Source organism: Acidovorax sp. Leaf160 (genome assembly GCF_001424265.1).
In the GTDB taxonomy this organism is placed as follows: Bacteria; Pseudomonadota; Gammaproteobacteria; order Burkholderiales; family Burkholderiaceae_C; genus Paracidovorax.
In genome coordinates, this window is sequence record NZ_LMOV01000028.1 from 202282 (window position 1) to 221320 (window position 19039).

Annotated in this window: 13 protein-coding genes; 1 reads left to right on the forward strand and 12 read right to left on the reverse strand. The window is 68.7% G+C overall.

What is annotated here, in order from left to right; genetic code table 11:
* Positions 1 to 4: 4 nt before the first annotated feature.
* Complete coding sequence (locus tag ASF94_RS19300) at positions 5 to 1381, reverse strand: aspartate aminotransferase family protein (RefSeq protein ID WP_056670371.1); 1377 nt, start codon at positions 1379 to 1381, stop codon at positions 5 to 7.
* Between the two features lie 389 nt (positions 1382 to 1770).
* Positions 1771 to 7683, reverse strand: a complete 5913-nt coding sequence (gene uvrA / locus ASF94_RS19305) for an excinuclease ABC subunit UvrA (RefSeq protein WP_056670374.1) — start codon at positions 7681 to 7683, stop codon at positions 1771 to 1773.
* A 279-nt stretch (positions 7684 to 7962) separates the two neighbouring features.
* Here uvrA and ASF94_RS19310 point away from each other — a divergent pair, with 279 nt between their 5' ends.
* Positions 7963 to 9078 carry an ABC transporter substrate-binding protein gene (locus ASF94_RS19310; protein ID WP_056670377.1) on the forward strand — a complete coding sequence of 372 codons (1116 nt, stop codon included), beginning with the start codon at positions 7963 to 7965 and terminating at the stop codon, positions 9076 to 9078.
* 33 nt (positions 9079 to 9111) lie between these two features.
* Here ASF94_RS19310 and ASF94_RS19315 read toward each other — a convergent pair whose 3' ends face one another.
* The 10 genes from ASF94_RS19315 to ASF94_RS19355 all read right to left on the reverse strand — a co-directional run bounded on the left by ASF94_RS19315 (position 9112) and on the right by ASF94_RS19355 (position 19011).
* On the reverse strand, positions 9112 to 9684 hold the full coding sequence (locus ASF94_RS19315) for a hypothetical protein (protein WP_056670380.1): 573 nt from the start codon (positions 9682 to 9684) through the stop codon (positions 9112 to 9114).
* 92 nt (positions 9685 to 9776) lie between these two features.
* Positions 9777 to 9929, reverse strand: a complete 153-nt coding sequence (locus tag ASF94_RS21620) for a hypothetical protein (protein ID WP_200933156.1) — start codon at positions 9927 to 9929, stop codon at positions 9777 to 9779.
* Positions 9930 to 10064: 135 nt separating this feature from the next.
* Entirely contained in the window at positions 10065 to 11054 is a 990-nt protein-coding gene (locus tag ASF94_RS19320; RefSeq protein ID WP_056670382.1) for a porin, read from the reverse strand.
* Positions 11055 to 11353: 299 nt separating this feature from the next.
* The gene (locus tag ASF94_RS19325) at positions 11354 to 13012 is read right to left on the reverse strand and encodes an MFS transporter (protein ID WP_056670385.1); all 1659 of its coding nucleotides are present in this window, start codon (positions 13010 to 13012) and stop codon (positions 11354 to 11356) included.
* Between the two features lie 387 nt (positions 13013 to 13399).
* The gene (locus tag ASF94_RS19330) at positions 13400 to 14056 is read right to left on the reverse strand and encodes a DsbA family protein (protein WP_056670388.1); all 657 of its coding nucleotides are present in this window, start codon (positions 14054 to 14056) and stop codon (positions 13400 to 13402) included.
* Positions 14057 to 14108: 52 nt separating this feature from the next.
* Positions 14109 to 14384 (reverse strand): DUF1289 domain-containing protein, encoded by a 276-nt coding sequence (locus ASF94_RS19335; RefSeq protein WP_056670391.1) that lies wholly within the window; start codon positions 14382 to 14384, stop codon positions 14109 to 14111.
* Positions 14385 to 14395: 11 nt separating this feature from the next.
* Positions 14396 to 14902 (reverse strand): YbaK/EbsC family protein, encoded by a 507-nt coding sequence (locus ASF94_RS19340; protein WP_056670393.1) that lies wholly within the window; start codon positions 14900 to 14902, stop codon positions 14396 to 14398.
* Between the two features lie 103 nt (positions 14903 to 15005).
* The gene (locus ASF94_RS19345) at positions 15006 to 15920 is read right to left on the reverse strand and encodes a hydroxymethylglutaryl-CoA lyase (protein ID WP_056670631.1); all 915 of its coding nucleotides are present in this window, start codon (positions 15918 to 15920) and stop codon (positions 15006 to 15008) included.
* A gap of 118 nt (positions 15921 to 16038) precedes the next feature.
* A complete protein-coding gene (locus ASF94_RS19350) occupies positions 16039 to 16959 on the reverse strand; it encodes a glyoxylate/hydroxypyruvate reductase A (protein ID WP_056670396.1) in 921 nt (306 codons plus the stop codon).
* 36 nt (positions 16960 to 16995) lie between these two features.
* On the reverse strand, positions 16996 to 19011 hold the full coding sequence (locus tag ASF94_RS19355) for an acetyl/propionyl/methylcrotonyl-CoA carboxylase subunit alpha (RefSeq protein ID WP_056670400.1): 2016 nt from the start codon (positions 19009 to 19011) through the stop codon (positions 16996 to 16998).
* Between the last annotated feature and the right edge of the window lie 28 nt (positions 19012 to 19039).

The following is a 19039-nucleotide window of genomic DNA, read 5'->3' on the forward strand; positions in this document are numbered from 1 at the left end:
GGCCTCAGGCGCGCTTGGCGCGGGTCAGCAGCTGGTCCAGCAGGACCATGGCTTCGTCGATTTCCGGGCGCGAGATCATCAGCGAGGGCGCGAAGGTGATCACGTTCTTGTAGTAGCCGCCCACGTCCAGCACCAGGCCGCGTTTCTGGCCCTGGTATTCGAGCGTGCCTTCCAGGCCCATGTCCACCATCTTGTCGAGCAGCGCACGGTTGGGCGTGAAGCCGTCATCGGTGCAGATCTCGGCGCGCAGCGCCAGGCCCAGGCCGTCGACGTCGCCGATCTCCTTGTGGCGTTTCTGCAGGTCCTTGAGGCCTTCCAGGAAATAGGCGCCGCTGTCGCAGACCTGCTTGCCGAAGTCCACTTCGTGGGTCATCTTCATCACCTCCAGGCCCAGGGCCGTGCCCAGCGGGTTGGAGGCGAAGGTGGAGTGGGTGGAGCCCGGCGGGAAGAGGGTCGGGTTGATGAGTTCCTCGCGCGCCCACAGGCCGGACAGCGCATTGAGACCGTTGGTCAGCGCCTTGGCGAACACCAGCACGTCCGGCTGCACGCCGAAGTTCTCGATCGACCAGAGCTTGCCGGTGCGCCAGAAGCCCATCTGGATCTCATCGACCACCAGCAGCACGCCGTGCTCGTCCAGCACCTTCTTGATGCCCTTGAAGTAGTTGGCCGGCGGGATGACGTAGCCGCCCGTGCCCTGGATGGGCTCGATGTAGAAGGCCGCGTATTCGCACTGGCGCGTCTTCGGGTCCCACACGGCGTGGTATTCGTTCTCGAACTTGCGCGCGAAGTCGGCCACCAGCGAGTCGCCGTATTCCTCGGCCGTCATGCCCTTGGGGCGGCGGAAGGGGTACGGGAAGGGCAGGAACTGCGCGCGGTCGCCGAAGTGCCCGTAGCGGCGGCGGTAGCGGTAGCTGGAGGTGATGCTGGAGGCGCCCAGCGTGCGGCCGTGGTAGCCGCCCTCGAAGGCGAACATCAGGCTCTTGCCGCCCGTGGCATTGCGCACCACCTTGAGCGAGTCCTCGATCGCCTGCGCGCCGCCCACGTTGAAGTGCACGCGGCCGGCCCGGCCCCACTTGCGCTCGGCGTCCTGGGCGATGGTCTTGGCCAGCTCGATCTTGGTCGGGTGCAGGTACTGGCTGGCGATCTGCGGCAGGGTGTCGAGCTGCTGCTTGAGCACGTTCTCCAGCCGCTCGTTCTTGTAGCCGAAGTTCACGGCCGAATACCACATCTGCAGATCGAGGTACTGCGTGCCGTGGTCGTCCAGCATGTAGCTGCCGTTGCAGCCCGTGAAGATCTTGGGCGGATTCACGTAGTGGACGGTGTCGCCGAAGGAGCAGTACCTGGCTTCGTCGGCGAGGAGTTGGGCGGTGTCGAGGGTCATGGAAAAAAGCACTCCGGGAAAGATATGGCGCGGAGTGTGTTCAGCCAACCTTGCCCGACTATCGAGCTTTTGTGCGCAATGTGTGCAGACGCGGCGGGCACGCGAAAAAGCCCCCGGGGGCCGGTGAAGGCCCCCGGGGTGAAGCCCGCTGGAGGGAAGCGGAGACACAAGCGGTGGGGTCCCGGCCCGGCAGGTCTGTGCCTGCGGGGCCGTCGGCGCGCGCTGCCCGGAATGCGGCAGCCGGCCCGATCGGTGCCCGTTGCCGGCCAACCCTGCCGGGGCGGCAGGTACGACGGGCCACGCAGCCATCGTAAGAACCCCGGGGCCGGGCACCGTGTCGTCCAGCCCTGGCGCGCTCTGTAGGAGGGCGGCCCTGCGGCAGGCCGGGGCTACCGCGCCAGCACCGGCGCCAGCGCCCGGCCGGTGTGCGTGCCCAGCCGCACCACCTCTTCCGGCGTGGCCGCCGCGACGATGCGGCCGCCGTCCTTGCCGCCCTCCGGCCCCAGGTCGATGATCCAGTCGGCCTCGGCGATCACGTCCAGGTCGTGCTCGATCACCACCACGCTGTGGCCGCCCTGCACCAGCCGGTGCAGCACGTGGATGAGCTTGTGCACGTCGGCCATGTGCAGGCCCACGGTGGGCTCGTCCAGCACATAGAGCGTGTGCGGCGCCTTCTGGCCACGCCGGCCGACCTCGTCGCGCACCTTGGTGAGTTCGGTCACCAGCTTGATGCGCTGGGCCTCGCCGCCCGACAGCGTGGGGCTGGGCTGGCCCAGCGTGAGGTAGCCCAGGCCCACGTCCTTCAGCAGCTGCAGCGGGTGCGCGATGCTGGGCATGCTGGCGAAGAAGTCCACCGCTTCGTCGACTTCCATCTGCAGCACGTCGCCGATGCTCTTGCCGCGCCAGGTGACGGCCAGCGTCTCGGGGTTGAAGCGCGCGCCGTGGCAGGCTTCGCACGGCACCTTGACGTCGGGCAGGAAGCTCATCGCGATGGTGCGGATGCCCTGGCCTTCGCAGACCGGGCAGCGGCCCTCGCCGGTGTTGAAGCTGAACCGGCCCGCCGCATAGCCGCGCGCCTTGGCCTCCAGCGTTTCCGCAAACAGCTTGCGGATGGTGTCCCAGAAGCCGATGTAGGTGGCAGGGCATGAACGCGGCGTCTTGCCGATGGGGGTCTGGTCCACTTCCAGCACACGGTCGATGCTCTCGAAGCCCGCCAGGCCCGTGCAGCCGACCAGCGGCGGCGCCTTGCCGGCGTCCATCGCGTCGCGCCCGGCCTTGGTGGAGCGCTGCTGCACCCAGGCCTGCACGTTGGCCAGCAGCACGTCGCGCGCGAGGGTCGACTTGCCCGAACCGCTGACGCCGGTGACGGCGACGAGGCGGTGCAGCGGCACGGTGGCCATCACGTTCTGCAGGTTGTGCAGGTTCGCGCCATGCACCGTCAGCCAGCGGATGGCGGCGCGCTCTTTGGCATCTTCCAGCGCAGCGGCCTGCAAGGCGGCGGCCTGGGCGGCCCGCTTCTTGACGGCAGCGCTCTGGCGGCCGGCCGGCGCCTCGGCGGGTTCGGCCAGCGCCAGGGTGTTCGCTTCCAGCTCGGCCGGCTGCATGGCGCGGCGCGCCTGCAGCGGATGGCGCATGGCGTGCAGCAGGTAGCGGCCGGTCTGCGAATCCTCCGCGGCCTGGATGTCTGCCACCGTGCCCTGCGCCACCAGCCGCCCGCCGCGCTTGCCGGCGCTGGGCCCGATGTCGATGATGTGGTCGGCCCGGCGGATGGTGTCCTCGTCGTGCTCCACCACCACCAGCGTGTTGCCCTTGTCGCCCAGCTTGTGCAGCGCGTTCAGCAGGATCTGGTTGTCGCGCGCATGCAGGCCGATGGTGGGCTCGTCCAGCACGTAGCACACGCCCTGCAGGTTGCTGCCCAGCTGCGCGGCCAGGCGAATGCGCTGCGCCTCGCCGCCCGAGAGCGTGGGCGCGCCGCGGTCCAGCGTCAGGTACGACAGGCCCACTTCCTCCAGGAATTCCAGCCGGCTCTTGATCTCGGGCACCAGGTCGCGCGCGATCTCGGCCTCGCGGCCGGACAGCTGCAGGCCTTCGATCCACTGCCGTACCTCGGACACCGACAAGCGCGCGACCTCGGTCACCGGCGTGCCGGCGAACAGCACGGCGCGGGCGACCGGGTTCAGGCGCGTGCCCTGGCAGGTGGGGCAGGCGGTCTCGGCCACGTCCTCGGCCTCCGGCTCGGCGAAGGTCTGCTCGCGGCCGCGATCCTTGTCGTCCTGCACCGAGTCGTCGAACACCTTGCGCTGTTCCTTGGTGAGCTTCACGCCCGTGCCCACGCAGTCGGGGCACCAGCCGTGCTTGCTGTTGTAGGAAAAGAGGCGCGGGTCCAGCTCGGCATAGCTCGTCGCACAGACCGGGCAGGCGCGCTTGGTGGAGAACGCCTGCAGCGTGCCGATGGCGGCCGTCGCCTGGCCCGCCAGCATCGCGTCCTTCAGGCCGTCCAGGCTGCTCAGCACATGGACCACGCCCTTACCCAGCTCCAGCGCGCGGGCCAGGGCGGCACGCAGTTCGGCCTCCTGCGCAGGGGCCACGTCCAGGCTGGCCACCGGCAGCTCGATGGTGTGCTCCTTGAAGCGGTCGATGCGCGGGAAGCCGGTGGTGGGCAGGAAGTTGCCGTCCACCCGCAGGTGGGTGTAGCCACGCGGGCGGGCCCAGTCGGCCAGCTCGGTATAGACGCCCTTGCGGTTCATCACCAGGGGGCTAAGCAGGCCGATGTGCTGGCCCTTGAACTGGGTGAGCAGCTGCGCGGCGATGCTGTCCGCCGTCTGCGGCTGCACGGCGGCACCGTCGTAGATGCAGTGCTGCACGCCCAGCTTCACGTACAGGAGGCGCAGGAAGTGCCAGACCTCGGTGGTCGTGCCCACCGTGCTCTTGCGTCCGCCGCGCGACAGGCGCTGCTCGATCGCCACCGTGGGCGGAATGCCGTAGACGGCGTCCACCTCGGGCCGGCCGGCCGGCTGCACGATGCTGCGGGCATAGGCGTTGAGCGATTCCAGATAGCGGCGCTGTCCTTCGTTGAACAGGATGTCGAAGGCCAGCGTGGACTTGCCCGAGCCCGACACGCCGGTCACCACGTTGAACTTGCCGCGTGGAATGTCCACCGACAGGTTTTTCAGGTTGTGTTCCTTGGCGTTGACGATCTCGATGGCATTTTTGGGCTGCTGCCCTAATTCCGCCAGGGCAGTGCGCTTCTCTTTTCGTAGCACGGCCGCTTTTTCGTGCACCGAATGGCCGCCCTCGCCCAGCGCGAGTTCGTAGTCGCGCAGCGCCGCGCCGGTGTGCGACGTGGCGTGCTGGCGCACGTCCTCGGGCGTGCCCTCGGCCACCACCAGGCCGCCGCCGTCGCCGCCTTCCGGTCCCAGGTCGATCAGCCAGTCGCTGGCGCGGATCACGTCCAGGTTGTGCTCGATGACGATCAGCGAATGGCCGGCGTCGAGCAGCTTGCGCAGCGCGCGCATGAGCTTGGCGATGTCGTCGAAATGCAGGCCGGTCGTCGGTTCGTCGAACAAAAACAGCGTGCCCTTCTTGGCCAGTGGCTGGCGGCTGCTGCTGGCGCTCTTCGCGGCCTCGGCCAGGAAGCCCGCGAGCTTCAGGCGCTGGGCCTCGCCTCCGGAGAGCGTGGGCACGGGCTGGCCGAGCTTCACGTATTCCAGCCCCACGTCGACGATGGGCTGCAGCGCGCGGATCACGTCGCGGTCCTGCGCGAAGGCGGCGGCGGCCTCGCTCACCGTCAGGTCCAGCACGTCGGCCACGTTCACCGTGCGCCCGCCGCGCTCGATGGTCACTTCCAGGATCTCGGGCCGGTAGCGCTTGCCGTCGCAATCGGGGCAGCGCAGGTAGACGTCGGAGAGGAACTGCATCTCCACATGCTCGAAGCCCGAGCCGCCGCAGGTCGGGCAGCGTCCGTCGCCGGAGTTGAAGCTGAACTTGGCGGCCGTGTAGCCGCGCTGGCGCGCCAGCGGCGCCACGGCGAACAGCTCGCGGATGGCGTCCCACGCGCCCACGTAGCTGACGGGGTTGGACCGCGCCGTCTTGCCGATGGGCGACTGGTCGACGAAGACGACGTCGCCCAGGTGGTCGGCGCCCAGCAGCCGGTCGTGCACGCCGGGCGTTTCGGTGGCTTTGCCGAAGTGGCGCAGCAGCGCGGGCGCCAGCACGTCCTGGACCAGCGTGGACTTGCCCGAGCCGCTGACGCCGGTGACGGTGACGAGCTTTTGCAGCGGGAAGTCCACCGAGACGTTCTGCAGGTTGTGCTCGCGCGCGCCTTCGAGGATGAGGCGGGGCGTGGCGTCGGTCACCAGCCGTTTCATGCCGGAGGTGATCTGCTTGCTGCCGCTCAGGTAGACGCCGGTCAGCGTGTCGGCGCGGCGCAGCTCGCCCGTGGTGCCGTCGAACACGATGGAGCCGCCGCGCTCGCCGGGGCCGGGGCCCATGTCGATCACGCGGTCGGCCGCCAGCATGACGGCCGGATCGTGCTCCACCACCACCAGCGTGTTGCCGGCATCGCGCAGGCGCAGCATGGCCTCGGTGATGCGGTGCATGTCGCGCGGGTGCAGGCCGATGCTGGGCTCGTCCAGCACGAAGAGCGTGTTGACCAGGCTGGTGCCCAGGGCGGTGGTCAGGTTGATGCGCTGCACCTCGCCGCCCGACAGGGTGCGGCTCTGCCGGTCGAGCGTGAGGTAGCCGATGCCCACGTCGCACAGGTACTTCAGGCGCGTGGTGATCTCTTCGTGCAGCAGCTTGAGCGCCTGCGCGTCGCCGGAAGCCGCAGCGTTTTCATGGTCATTTTGGCCGCCAGCGCTTGATCCATCTACGCCGTTAGCTATCAAAACAGGAGCGATATCCTCTTCGCCCATCTGCGCGAAGAAGCGGCGCAGGCGGTCGATGGGCAGCAGCATCAGGTCGTGCAGGGTGAGGCCGGGCAGGGCTTCCAGCTGCGCCCGGCTCCAGGCCACGCCCTGGGGCATGAAGCGGCGCGCAGGCTCCACCACGGCATCGGCCGCGGCCTTGCTGCCGATGCGCCAGAGCAGGCTCTCGGTCTTGAGGCGCGCGCCGCCGCAGGTCGGGCACGGCGTATAGCTGCGGTACTTGGACAGCAGCACGCGGATGTGCATCTTGTACGCCTTGCTCTCCAGGTACTCGAAGAAGCGCTTGATGCCGTACCACTGCTTGTTCCATTGGCCCTGCTTGAAGCCGGGCGTGCCGTCGATCACCCAGGCCTTCTGTTCGTCGGTGAGCTTGTACCAGGGCGTGTCGCGCGGAATGCCGGCGGCTTCGGCATGGCGCATCAGGTCGTCCTGCGCTTCCTTCCAGGCCGGCGTCTGGATGGTCTTGATGGCACCGGCACGCAGTGTGAGCTTGTCGTTCGGAATGACCAGCCCGTAGTCGACGCCGATCACGCGGCCGAAACCCCGGCAGGTCTCGCAGGCGCCCACGGCGGAGTTGAACGAGAACATCGAGGGGATGGGCTCGGCATAGCGCAGGTCGCTGTCGGGCGAGTGCAGGCCGGTGGAGAACTTCCACAGCTCGGGCTCGCCGCCCTCCTCGTCCGCCAGCCGGTAGACGGTGAGCCGACCGGTGCCGCGCTTGAGCGCGACCTCGATGGCTTCGACCACGCGGGCGCGCTCGGCCTTGGCCAGGCGGAAGCGGTCGGCCACCACGTCCAGCAGCTTGCGACCACCCTGCTCGCGCTCGGCCTGCACCTTGGTGAAGCCGCTGGCCGAGAGCCACTGCTCCACCTGCTCGGGCGAGGTATTGGCGGGCAGTTCCACGGGGAAGGTGAGCACGATGCGCGGATCGCCCGCCTGGGCGCAGCGCTGCTGCAGCTCGGCATAGATGCTGTCGGGCGAGTCATGGCGCACGGGCTGCGCGGTCTGCTTGTCGAACAGCTGGCCGGCGCGGGCGAAGAGCAGCTTCAGGTGATCGTTCAGCTCCGTCATCGTGCCCACGGTGGAGCGCGAGGAACGCACCGGGTTGGTCTGGTCGATGGCGATGGCCGGCGGCACGCCTTCCACCTTGTCCACCGCCGGCTTGTCCATGCGGTCGAGGAACTGGCGGGCGTAGGCGCTGAAGGTTTCGACGTAGCGGCGCTGGCCTTCGGCGTAGAGCGTGTCGAACACCAGGCTGGACTTGCCCGAACCGCTGGGGCCGGTCACCACGGTCAACTCGCCGGTGCGGATGTCGAGGTCGATGTCCTTGAGGTTGTGCTGGCGGGCGCCGTGGATGCGGATCAATCCCTGGGTCATGGAGTGGGGTCTTTCTGGTGCGGGCGGAAGATTCTGGACACCTAACCCGGCGGCGCTGGGCAACGCGCGGGGGTGGAGTGCGCCGTATTCTGCGCAGTCGTTGTAGATGGGGCGGTAGGCCGGAAACGCAACCGGCACGCGCGCCTGCACAGGGTGGTTACCAGTTGTCACGCCTGCCGTTCCGGGCGATAGTGGACGACCCCGTGCCGCATCGCGGAACACGCTGCTGCGGCACCCCTCGCCATGCCGTCCCCGTCCCTGGAAAAAGGAGCTTCCCCCATGATCCGTTGGCCCCAGGCTGCCGCAGCGCTTGTCGCCGCTACGGCGCTGCTCGCCCCCCTCGCCCATGCCCAATTGCTGATCGGGCAGACGGCGGGCTTCACCGGCCCGGTCGCCGCAGGGGTGCAGGAAACCACCGACGGAGCCAAGCTGTACTTCGACGCGGTCAACGCCAAGGGCGGCGTGGGCGGCCAGAAGGTGGAACTGGTGTCGCTCGACGACAAGTTCGATCCCAAGCTGAGCGCGGAAAACGCCCGCCAGCTCATCGAGGACCGCAAGGTGCTGGCGCTGTTCCTCACGCGCGGAACGCCGCACACCGAGGCCATCATTCCCCTGCTGAACCAGTACAACGTGCCGCTGGTGGGCCCTTCGACCGGCGCGATGGTGCTGCACAAGCCCGCCCGCAAGCACATCTTCAACGTGCGCGCGACCTACCAGCGCGAGGCCGAGAAGGCCATCACCCACCTGGCCTCCCTGGGCATCACCCGCATCGCCGTGGTGCTGGCCGATGACAGCTTCGGCGCGGACGGCCTAACCGGCGCCCAGCGCGGGCTGGAGCGGGCGCAGTTGAAAGCGGTGCTGGAAGAGCGCTTCGACCGCTCCAAGCCCGACTTCGCACCGATCACCGCCAAGGTCGTGCAGACGAATGCGCAGGCGGTGTTGATGATTGCGTCGGGTGTCGCGGTGGTGGACGGCTACGCCGCCTTCCGCGCCGCGGGCTCCACCGCCCAGATCGTCACGCTGTCGAACAATGCCTCCACCGGCTTCGCCAAGAGCCTGGGCGCCAACGGACGCGGCGTGATCGTCACGCAGGTGTTCCCCAACGAGCGCTCGATCAACTTCCCCATGGTGCGCGAGGCGCAGGAGCTGGCCAAGGCGCGCGGCCAGGAAGTGAGCCCGGCCATGCTGGAAGGCTTTGCCGCCGCCAAGGTGATGGTCGAGGGCCTGCGCCGCGCCGGCCCCAAGCCGACGCGCGAGAGCATCGACGCGGCGCTGGACGGGCTGCAGAAGTTCGATCTGGGCGGGCTGGAGATCTCATACAGCCCGACCGATCACTCGGGCCTGGACTTCGCCGACCTGTCCATCATCGGCACGGACGGGAAGTTCCGGCGCTGAAAGGCACACTGCCGGACGTGGGCAGGGCGCCGGTCAGAGCTTCAGCAGTGCCATGAGCGAGGCCATCATCCCGACCCCGAGCGACAGGACCCACGCGACAGCGGCAGCGTAGTACCAGCTTTCGCGCTCCTGCCAGGTCAGGCGGCGAGGATCGCCCGGGGGCAGCCGCCGGGTCGCGCGGCGCGACGCGATGAGCACCGGCGCCGCGAGCAGCAGCGAAAGCAGCAGGGCTGCCAGCTGCAGCAGCAGCCCATCCTCGCGGCCGCCGATGGACAGCTTCTGCCACCAGCCCCCCAGCGTGCCGACGGTGGCCAGCGGCCCACACAGCAGCACGATGGCGACGCCCCCGACGATCCGCACGAGCACGCGGCAAGCCGCGTCCAGCCGCGTGGGCGCCAGCGGCGCCGAACCCGGGCCTTCGGGATACGGAAAATCCTTGCGCAAGCGGCGGATGCTGATCGGCCAGAGGACGGCGGCCACGAACACGCTCAGGATCCAGGCCAGCATCTGTGCGGCCGACATCGGAATGCCCAGCCGGCTGGCCAGCAACAGGCCGCCGATCCAGCAGCCCAGCAGCAACGGGATGCCGAGCACCACGGTCGCCACGGCGATCAGCGTGCGGGCCCTGCGAGACAGGCCGGGCCGGGCAGCCGGCCGGGATTGCGCTGGCCGAAGAAGACCTGCCATCCGCCGATGCGTCAGCGGGAGGCGGCGGACGCAGGCGCCTCGGGCACGTGCACGGCATCGGCGCCGTGCTTCTCACCGCTCATGTCCACCTTGTCTCCGGCCTTCATGATCACGAACAGCGACAAGGCAGCGAAGAGGACGAAGCCTACGACGAGTTTCCACATGTTTTTTTGTCTCCTGAATAGGTGGGGTGATGAGGAACCGGGCATGAAAAAACCCCACGCCCTTGCGGGTGTGGGGTTCTGACGCGTGACCGCTGGCCACAGGCTCATGCGAGCCTGGGGCTGAAGTGGTGGCGATCAGAAGTTGTGGCGAACACCCACGGCCACGGAGCTGAAGTCGTTGCCAGCGGCGGAGCTGTAGTAACTGGCGCCAGCCTTGTTGTCGACCTTGGTGTAGTAGCCGTACACCTTGGTGCGCTTGCTCAGGTTGTAGTTGTAGCCCAGCGTGTATTGCAGAGCGGAGCTGTTGGCGATGTTGTCGTACTTGCCGGCACGGCCGACGTTCAGGTGGAATTCCGAAGCGCCCAGGATGTAGGCACCGGACACGCGGTAGGCGTCACGCTTGCCGACGGCAGCGGCCGAGTCGGTCATGGCGTTCCAGTCGTCGCTGCGCTGGTAGTAGGCGCCGACGATGAAAGGACCAGCCGTGTACAGGGCGCGCAGTGCGAACTGGTTGGCGCTGTCCAGCTTGGAGTAGCCGGCGCCCAGGGCCAGGGCACCCAGGGTGTAGTTGGCAGCCAGGTCGTACACGTTCTTGCCGCCGACGGCTTGCTCGTGCAGGCCCACCGAACCTTCGACCGTCAGGCCGCCGATGTCGGGCGTCTTGTAGGCGATGGAGTTGGAGTTCGTGAACGCATTGCGCATCACGGATGCGTAGAAGGCGTCGGAAGACGAACCGGTGTCGTGGTTGTGCAGGCTGATGTAGTCAGCGGTGGCGAAGTACGACTCGGCCGTCCAGCGGCCCAGGCGCACGGTACCGAAGTTGCCGGACAGATTCACTTCGCTCTGACGAGCGAAGAAGCCGCGGGAGTCGGTGGTGCCGGTGTCGGAGTTGAAGCCGCTTTCCAGGACGAAACCAGCCTTCAGGCCGCCACCGAGGTCTTCCGTGCCACGGAAGCCGAAACGCGAAGCGTTGTTGGCCATCACGGTGTTGGTCGTGCCGCCGTCCTTCTGGCGTTCGACCGTGGTGTTCACGCGGCCGTACAGGGTCACGCTGCTTTGAGCGAAGGCAGCGGAGGTGCTCAGCAGAGCCAGGGAAGCGAGCAGCAGGCGATTGGTTTTTTGCATATGGATCCTTGAATGCTTGTGTCCATCGGGTGATGTAGGCACCGCTTGCAGCCTGATGGGCCGTGAGCACCGTGTGCGTCTACTCGCCCAAATTCTAGGTGTAACGCTTCGGTTAACACATGCGAAAGTAGTTTTCATGATTGTCCTGATGTATCGCCGCCACACTTCAAGGGTTATTCACCAAGGGCGTGCGGCGATGCACCAGGAAAACCGGGCCGGGCGGGCCCCCAGGCACGGGCGGGGTGCATGCGGGCGGGCCCTGCATCCCCCTGCAGGGCGCGTGCACCGCCCGTCCGGCGTCAGTCGCCCGCGTAGATGTCCACGTCCTTGGTCTCGCGGATGAACAGCGTGCCGATGATGGCGGTGGCGCCGGCGATGATGATCGGGTACCAGAGGCCGTTGTACATGTTGCCGGTCTGCGCCACGATGGCGAACGACATGGTGGGCAGCAGGCCGCCGAACCAGCCGTTGCCGATGTGATAGGGCAGGCTCATCGACGTGTAGCGGATGCGGGTCGGGAACATCTCCACCAGCATGGCGGCGATGGGGCCATACACCATGGTCACCAGCAGCACCAGGTAGGTCAGGATGACGACCATCATCACCTTGTTCATCTTGGCGGGGTCGGCCTTGGCGGGGTAGCCGTCGGCCTTCAGCGTGTCGGCCACGGACTTCTTGAACGCGGCGTCCTTGGCTTTCACTTCATCGGCGGCCAGGCCGCGGGCGCTGTAGCTCGGGATCGTGGTCTGGCCGATCTTGATGACCGCGGGGGTGCCAGCCGGCGCCACTTCGTTGTCGTAGCTGACCGAGTTGGCCGCCAGCACCTGCTTGGCGACGTCGCACGAGCTGGTGAACTTGGCCGTGCCGGTCGGGTTGAACTGGAAGGAGCACTCGGCCGGGTCGGCGACGATCACCACCTTGTTCCTGGCCTGCGCAGCGGCCAGGTCGGGATTGGCGGCTTCGGTCAGCGCCTTGAAGACCGGGAAGTAGGTCAGCACGGCCAGCACGCAGCCCAGCATGATGATGGGCTTGCGGCCGATCTTGTCGGAGAGACTACCGAACACCACGAAGAACGGCGTGCCGATCAGCAGGGCCGCGGCGATCATCAGGTTGGCCGTGACGGCATCCACCTTCAGCTGCTGCGTGAGGAAGAAGAGCGCGTAGAACTGGCCCGTGTACCAGACCACGGCCTGGCCGGCGGTCAGGCCGATCAGCGCCAGGATCACGATCTTCAGGTTCTTCCACTCGCCGAACGATTCACGCAGCGGCGCCTTGGAGGTCTTGCCCTCGGCCTTCATCTTCTGGAAGGCGGGCGATTCCGACAGCGACAGCCGGATCCACAGCGAGATGCCCAGCAGCAGGATGGACACCAGGAACGGGATGCGCCAGCCCCAGTCGGTGAAGGCCTCCTCGCCCATGACGGTGCGCGTGCCCAGGATCACCAGCAGCGACAGGAAGAGCCCCATCGTCGCGGTGGTCTGGATCCACGAGGTGTACGCGCCCCGCTTGCCCTGCGGCGCATGCTCGGCCACATAGGTCGCGGCACCACCGTACTCTCCGCCCAGGGCCAGGCCCTGCAGCATGCGCAGCACGATCAGGATGACCGGCGCGGCCACGCCGATGCTGGCGTAGGTCGGCAGCACGCCCACGATGAACGTGGACAGGCCCATGATCAGGATGGTGACGAGGAAGGTGTACTTGCGGCCGATCATGTCGCCGAGCCGGCCGAACACCAGTGCGCCGAAGGGCCGCACGATGAAGCCGGCGGCGAAGGCGAGCAGCGCGAAGATGAAGGCAGAGCCGGCATCCAGCCCGCTGAAGAACTGCTTGGCGATGATGGCTGCGAGCGAGCCGTACAGGTAGAAGTCATACCATTCGAAAACGGTGCCTAGCGACGAGGCCAGGATGACTTTTCTTTCTTCCGGCGACATGGGCCGGGGAGCGACATTGGTAGCCATGGTGGGTGTCTCCATGAATGGGCGGGCGATGACGGCAGCACCTTCGGCAGGTGCCTGCGGCGCAATATGTGCGCGCCGTCTGACCGAAAACTGACAGCGCGCCAGGCTCCCGACCCCACGGGCTCCCACCGTTCTTACGCGCGCCTGACAAAACCCGGCGCAACCCGTAGCGTGCTTTTCTCGATGTGGAAAATGGCCGATCTGCAGGCCCCGGCGCAGGCGCGCGGAGGCATGGCGGCGCGGGTAAACACCGAGCCTGCGCCAGGGGTTATCCCTGCCAGGGACAAACCCTGAAAGGCTGCCGATTCGCAGGCAAGGGCCGCCGCATGCGGCCCCGATGCAGCCAGGCGCACGCCAGCCGCTGCGCCCGGTGGAGGCCGGTCGGTGTCAGCGGGCGGCGCCCGGCAGCCCGCTGGGCACCCGGGGCGCGGCGTCCCACGCGGGCCCGTCGAACCACGCATCGCCCTGCAGGCTGGCGCGCAGCATGGGCAGGCCGTCCAGCCCCCAGAAGAGGCGGTCGCCCACGGCGTAGCTGGGCACGCCGAACACGCCCCGGGCGACGGCCTCGTCGGTGTTGGCCCGCAGCAGCGCCTTAGCGCGCGCGCCGCTGCCCTCGGGGTCGGGCCGCATTTGCGCCTGCAGCGCCTCTTGCAGCGCCGCCAGCCGCGCAGGGTCCAGCGCGTCGCCGCCGCCCAGCCAGACGTGGCGCAGCACCGTGCCGGCGACGAACCGGTTGATGTGGCCGTCGTCGCTGCACGCCAGGGCCAGGCGCAGCAGCGGCAGCGGGTTGAACGGGTGGCGGGCCGGCATGTCCAGCCCGCAACCCTGGGCATGGCCCAGCCAGCTGGCGTGGCGGTACGTCCAGTCCCGCTTGGGCGGCACGCCCGCCGGCCCGGGGTTGCCGTGCTGCTGCAGCAGCGCGCCCAGCAGCACCGGCCGGTAGTTCACCTCGTAGCTCAGGCCTTCCAGCGACCGGGGCAAGGCGTCGAAGGCCAGCCAGGCGTAAGGCGAGACGAAGTCGAGATAGAACGTGATCTGCTGCATGGCGCGCTCCGGAAGTGACTGGGCTGGACTGGACTGGGCTGTGCGGGGAAGGTCAGGACGCGGCGCTGCCTGCCGCTGGCGGCGGCAGCCCCGCACGCTGCAGCAGCCGGCCCCAGATGGCGAGGCGCTGCGCGCGGCCGGCGGTCGACCAGACACGGATCTCGTCGAGCGTGCGAAAGCAGCCTTCGCACTGGCTGCCGTCCGCCGCCATGCGGCAGACGCCGATGCAGGGCGACGGCACTGCGGCATCGCTTTGCGCATCAAAACAGCCCGTAGCGCTTGATGCTTGGGCACGCTCAGCTATCAATTGAATAGCATTCGAATCCATGGAGCGTCCGGTCAGGGGGCGGCGGGCGGCTGCACCACGTCGGCCACCGGCGCCTGGGTGAGCGCTTCCAGGTCCTGCGGCCGCAGCGGGAACACGCCGTTGGGGTGGCCGGCCGCGGCCCAGATCTCGTCGAAGCGGAACAGGTCGCGGTCGATCAGCGTGACGGGCGGCGTGGCGTGCGCCACCGGCGACACGCCGCCGATGCTGAAGCCCGTCCGGGCCTTCACGAACGCGGCGTCGGCGCGGCCGGTCTTGCCGACCAGCGCATCGACCTTCTTTTCATCCACCCGCCGGTCGCCCGAGGTGATGACCAGCACCGCCGCGTCATCGCTCTTGCGCCGGAAGATGATGCTCTTGGCGATCTGCCCGACCGCGATGCCGAGCGCGTCGGCGGCTTCCTGCGCGGTCCGCGCGGAGTTGTCGAGCATGCGCGGTGCATGCGGATGGCCCAGGGCCTGCAGCGCGGTGGCCACGCGTTGCACGCCTTCGGGCAGGGACTGGAGTTCGGCGCCACACATCGGATGTTTTCCTCGGGTCGGGTTGTGTCGAGCGTCCGATCTTAGAGCCTGCCCGAGGACCGCCCGCGCGCCTTGACTCCGCCCTCCCCCGCCCTCCCCCGCCCTACCCCGCCCGCTTGTTCAGCACGGCGGTCGCCACGCGCGAATTGGGCTTGCGGCCGAGGAAGTCGCTGACATAGGCGCCCGCATCGATCAGACGGTCCAGGTCGATGCCGGTGTCGATGCCCAGGCCGTGCAGCAGGTACACCACGTCTTCCGTCGCCACATTGCCCGTGGCGCCCTTGGCGTAGGGGCAGCCGCCCAGCCCGGCGACGGACGACTGGAAATTCCACACGCCCATCTGCAGCGCCGCCAGCGTGTTCGACAGCGCCTGGCCGTAGGTGTCGTGGAAATGGCCCGAGACGTCGTCGATCGCGAAATGCTGCAGCGTGGCTTCGACGGCGCGCTGCACCTTGAGCGGCGTGCCCACGCCGATGGTGTCGGCCACGTCCACCCGCTGCACGCCGATACCCTTGAGCAGCCCGGCCAGGTAGGCCACCCGCTCGGGCGCGACCTCGCCCTCGTAGGGGCAGCCGACGGTGCAGCTCATCGCCCCGCGCACGGCGATGCCCTGCGCCCGTGCCGCCTCCACCACCGGCGCGAAGCGCTCGATGCTTTCGGCGATGCTGCAGTTGATGTTCTTCTGGCTGAACGCCTCGCTGGCCGAGCCGAACACCACCACCTCGTCGGGCCGGTCGGCCAGCGAGGCCTCGTAGCCCTTGAGGTTGGGGGTCAGCACCGAATAGCGCACGCCGGGCTGCCGCTCGATGCCGGACATGACTTCGTGGTTGTCGGCCATCTGCGGCACCCACTTGGGGCTGACGTAGCTGGTGACCTCGATCTCTTTCAAGCCGGCCTGCTGCAGCCGGTGCACCAGGCCGATCTTGACTTCGGCGGGCACGGGCGACTTCTCGTTCTGCAGGCCGTCACGCGGGCCGACATCGATGAGCCGGACTTGGCGGGGATAGGTGATGCTCATGGTGTTCTCGATCTGTGAATGGGTGGTGGCGAACGCAGCGTGCTGCCCGCGCGGGCACCGCACGCCCGGCAGCGGCGAAGCGCTGCGTGCGGCCGGGGCATGGCAGGCGCGCGATGCATCAGTACCCGCGCGCCGGATCGACCGTGCCCGCCAGCGGCTCGCCGCGCTGCAGGGCGGCGATCTTGCCGGCGATCTGCGCGATGCTCTCCTCGCGCAGCGTGCGCGCCGAGGTGTGCGGCGTCGCCACGATGCGCGGGTGGCTCCAGAACGGGTGGCCGGCAGGCAGGGGCTCGGTGCGGAAGACGTCGAGGGTCGCGCCCGCCAGGTGGCCGGAGTCCACCAGTTCGAGCAGGTCTTCCTCGACCAGATGGGCGCCGCGCGCCACGTTGATGAGGTAGCCGCCGGCCGGCAGGCGCGACAGGGTCTGCCGGTTCAGGATGTTCTCGGTGTCGGGCGTGAGCGGCAGCAGGTTGACCAGCACCCGGCTGGCCGCCAGGAACTCGCCGAACTGATCGGCGCCGTGGAAGGCTCGCACGCCGGGCACCTCCTTGGGCGAACGGCTCCAGCCCAGCACCGGAAATTCGAAATGCGCCAGGGCGCGGGCCACGCGCTCGCCCAGCACGCCCAGGCCCATCACGCCGACAGTGAATTCCGACCGTGCGCGCGGCCGGCGGTAGCCCCAGCGCCCGCCCCGCATGTCGGCCTCGTAGGCATCCAGTTCGCGGTAGTGGCGGATGACGGCATGGCTCACGTATTCGGCCATCTGCACCGACATGCCCGCGTCGTCCAGCCGCACGACACGCACGCCGGGCGGCAGCCGCAGGCGCAGCAGGGCATCGACGCCGGCGCCGATGTTGAAGAGCGCCTGCAGGCCCGGCTGCTCGTCGAGGAATTGCTGGGGTGGCGCCCACACCACGGCCACGTCGGCCTGGGGGGCGCCGGGTTGCCAGACGCTGACCTGGGCGTCGGGCAGGGCCGCGCGCAGGCCGGCCACCCAGGGTTCGGTCTTGGTGTCGGTACAGCAGAGAGTGATGTTCATGCCTGCGAGCCTATCGTGGGTGGTGCTGCGGTTGTTTCACGCGGCGGAAAGCCTGAGCAGTTCGGAGCCTTCCGTGACCTGGTCGCCCGGGGCGTAGAGCAACTCCTCCACCACGCCGTCGGCCGGCGCGGCGATGGTGTGTTCCATCTTCATCGCCTCCATCACCGCCAGCGGCTGGCCGCGGGAGACGGTGTCGCCGGCCTGCACGGCGAACGACACCACCTTGCCCGGCATGGGGGCCGTCAGCCGCCCGCCTTCGGCCTGCGTGTCGCCGGCATGCGCCAGCGGGTCGATGCCGTCGATGCGCGTGGCGCCGTGCGGCGTGAAGACGTGGAGGGCGTCACCCAGCACATGCACGTCGGCACGGGTGCGGCGACCGCCGTAGTTCAGGTCGATGCCGTGCTCGCCAGCGGCGGCGAAGACCAGCGGCCCGCTGGCGTCGCCCACTTCCAGCGTGGGCGTGCCGACCGGGGCATAGGTCAGCCAGGCGCGGGCCGCCTCGCCGCCGAACTCGAAATCGAACGGCCGGCGGTAGGCGCTGTTGGAGCGCCAGCCGTCGCGCTGGCCGAACGGGCCCGCGTCCTCGGTGGCGGCCTGCGTTTCGCTCAAGAGCGTGGCGGCTACCGCAGCGGCGGCTGCCGTGGGCAGGCCGACCGGCTCCTGCTGGAACAGCACGGCCGCTTCACGCTGGATCAGCGCAGTGTCGAGCTTCGCCTGTACGAACGCATCGCTGGACGCCACGCGCCGCAGGAACTGCACGTTGGTCGACAGCCCGACGATGCGGGTCTGCGCCAGCGCCTCGTCCAGCCGGGCAAGAGACTGCGCCCGGGTGTCGCCGTGCACGATGAGCTTGGCGATCATCGAGTCGTAGAACGGGCTGATGGCGTCGCCCTCGCGCACGCCGTCGTCGATGCGCACGGCTGCGCGCTCGAAGCTCGCCGCCTGGGGCTTGCGGTAGACGTGCAGCGTGCCGGTGGCGGGCAGGAACTGGTTGTCGGGGTTCTCGGCGCAGATGCGGGCCTCGATGGCGTGGCCGGTGATGCGCAACTGGTCCTGCGTGCAGGGCAGCGGCTCGCCGCTGGCCACGCGCAGTTGCCACTCCACCAGATCCTGCCCGGTGATGGCTTCCGTCACCGGGTGCTCCACCTGCAGGCGCGTGTTCATCTCCATGAAGTAGAACTTCATGTCCTCGGGCCGCTCGTAGCCGCCCGGCTGCTCGACGATGAATTCCACCGTGCCCGCACCCACGTAGTTCACGGCGCGCGCGGCGGCCACGGCGGCGGCGCCCATGCGCGCGCGCAGCTCGGGCGTCATGCCGGGCGCCGGGGCTTCTTCCAGCACCTTCTGGTGGCGCCGCTGCACCGAGCAATCGCGCTCGAACAGGTAGACGATCTGGCCCTGCGTGTCGCCGAACACCTGGATCTCGATGTGGCGCGGGCGCTGCACGTATTTCTCGACCAGCACGGCGTCGTCGCCGAAGCTGTTGATGGCCTCGCGCTTGCACGATTCGAGCGCAGCGGCGAAGTCTTCCGACCTCTCCACCGCCCGCATGCCCTTGCCGCCGCCGCCGGCGCTGGCCTTGATGAGCACCGGGTAGCCGATGCGGTCGGCCTCGCGCTGCAGCAGGGCCGGGTCCTGGTCGGCGCCGTGGTAGCCGGGCACCAGCGGCACGCCGGCCTTTTCCATCAGTTGCTTGGACTCGGCCTTCAGGCCCATGTCCTTGATGGCGGCGGGCGGCGGGCCGATGAACACCAGGCCCGCGTCGGCGCAGGCGCGGGCGAAGTCTTCGTTCTCCGACAGGAAGCCGTAGCCGGGGTGGATGGCCTCGGCCCCGCAGGCGCGGGCAGCCTCGAGGATGCGCTCCCAGCGCAGATAGCTGTCCTTGGGCGCGCTGCCGCCGATGTGCACGGACTCGTCGCAGGCGGCGACGTGCTTGGCGTCGGCATCGGCGTCGGAATAGACGGCGACGGTCTTGACGCCGAGGCGGCGGGCGGTGGCGGCGACCCGGCAGGCGATCTCGCCGCGGTTGGCGATCAGGATCTTCTTAAACATGGCGCCCTCCCGCAGCGAGATCGCCTGC

Coding starts and splice junctions, on each gene's coding strand:
- ASF94_RS19300 (WP_056670371.1), bottom strand. CDS start 1,381: ATGACCCTCGACACCGCCCAACTCCTCGCCGACGAAGCCAGGTACTGC.
- ASF94_RS19320 (WP_056670382.1), bottom strand. CDS start 11,054: ATGCAAAAAACCAATCGCCTGCTGCTCGCTTCCCTGGCTCTGCTGAGC.
- ASF94_RS19355 (WP_056670400.1), bottom strand. CDS start 19,011: ATGTTTAAGAAGATCCTGATCGCCAACCGCGGCGAGATCGCCTGCCGG.
- ASF94_RS19340 (WP_056670393.1), bottom strand. CDS start 14,902: ATGTGTGGCGCCGAACTCCAGTCCCTGCCCGAAGGCGTGCAACGCGTG.
- ASF94_RS19330 (WP_056670388.1), bottom strand. CDS start 14,056: ATGCAGCAGATCACGTTCTATCTCGACTTCGTCTCGCCTTACGCCTGG.
- ASF94_RS19325 (WP_056670385.1), bottom strand. CDS start 13,012: ATGGCTACCAATGTCGCTCCCCGGCCCATGTCGCCGGAAGAAAGAAAA.
- ASF94_RS19310 (WP_056670377.1), top strand. CDS start 7,963: ATGATCCGTTGGCCCCAGGCTGCCGCAGCGCTTGTCGCCGCTACGGCG.
- ASF94_RS19350 (WP_056670396.1), bottom strand. CDS start 16,959: ATGAACATCACTCTCTGCTGTACCGACACCAAGACCGAACCCTGGGTG.
- ASF94_RS21620 (WP_200933156.1), bottom strand. CDS start 9,929: ATGTGGAAACTCGTCGTAGGCTTCGTCCTCTTCGCTGCCTTGTCGCTG.
- ASF94_RS19345 (WP_056670631.1), bottom strand. CDS start 15,920: ATGAGCATCACCTATCCCCGCCAAGTCCGGCTCATCGATGTCGGCCCG.
- ASF94_RS19335 (WP_056670391.1), bottom strand. CDS start 14,384: ATGGATTCGAATGCTATTCAATTGATAGCTGAGCGTGCCCAAGCATCA.
- uvrA (WP_056670374.1), bottom strand. CDS start 7,683: ATGACCCAGGGATTGATCCGCATCCACGGCGCCCGCCAGCACAACCTC.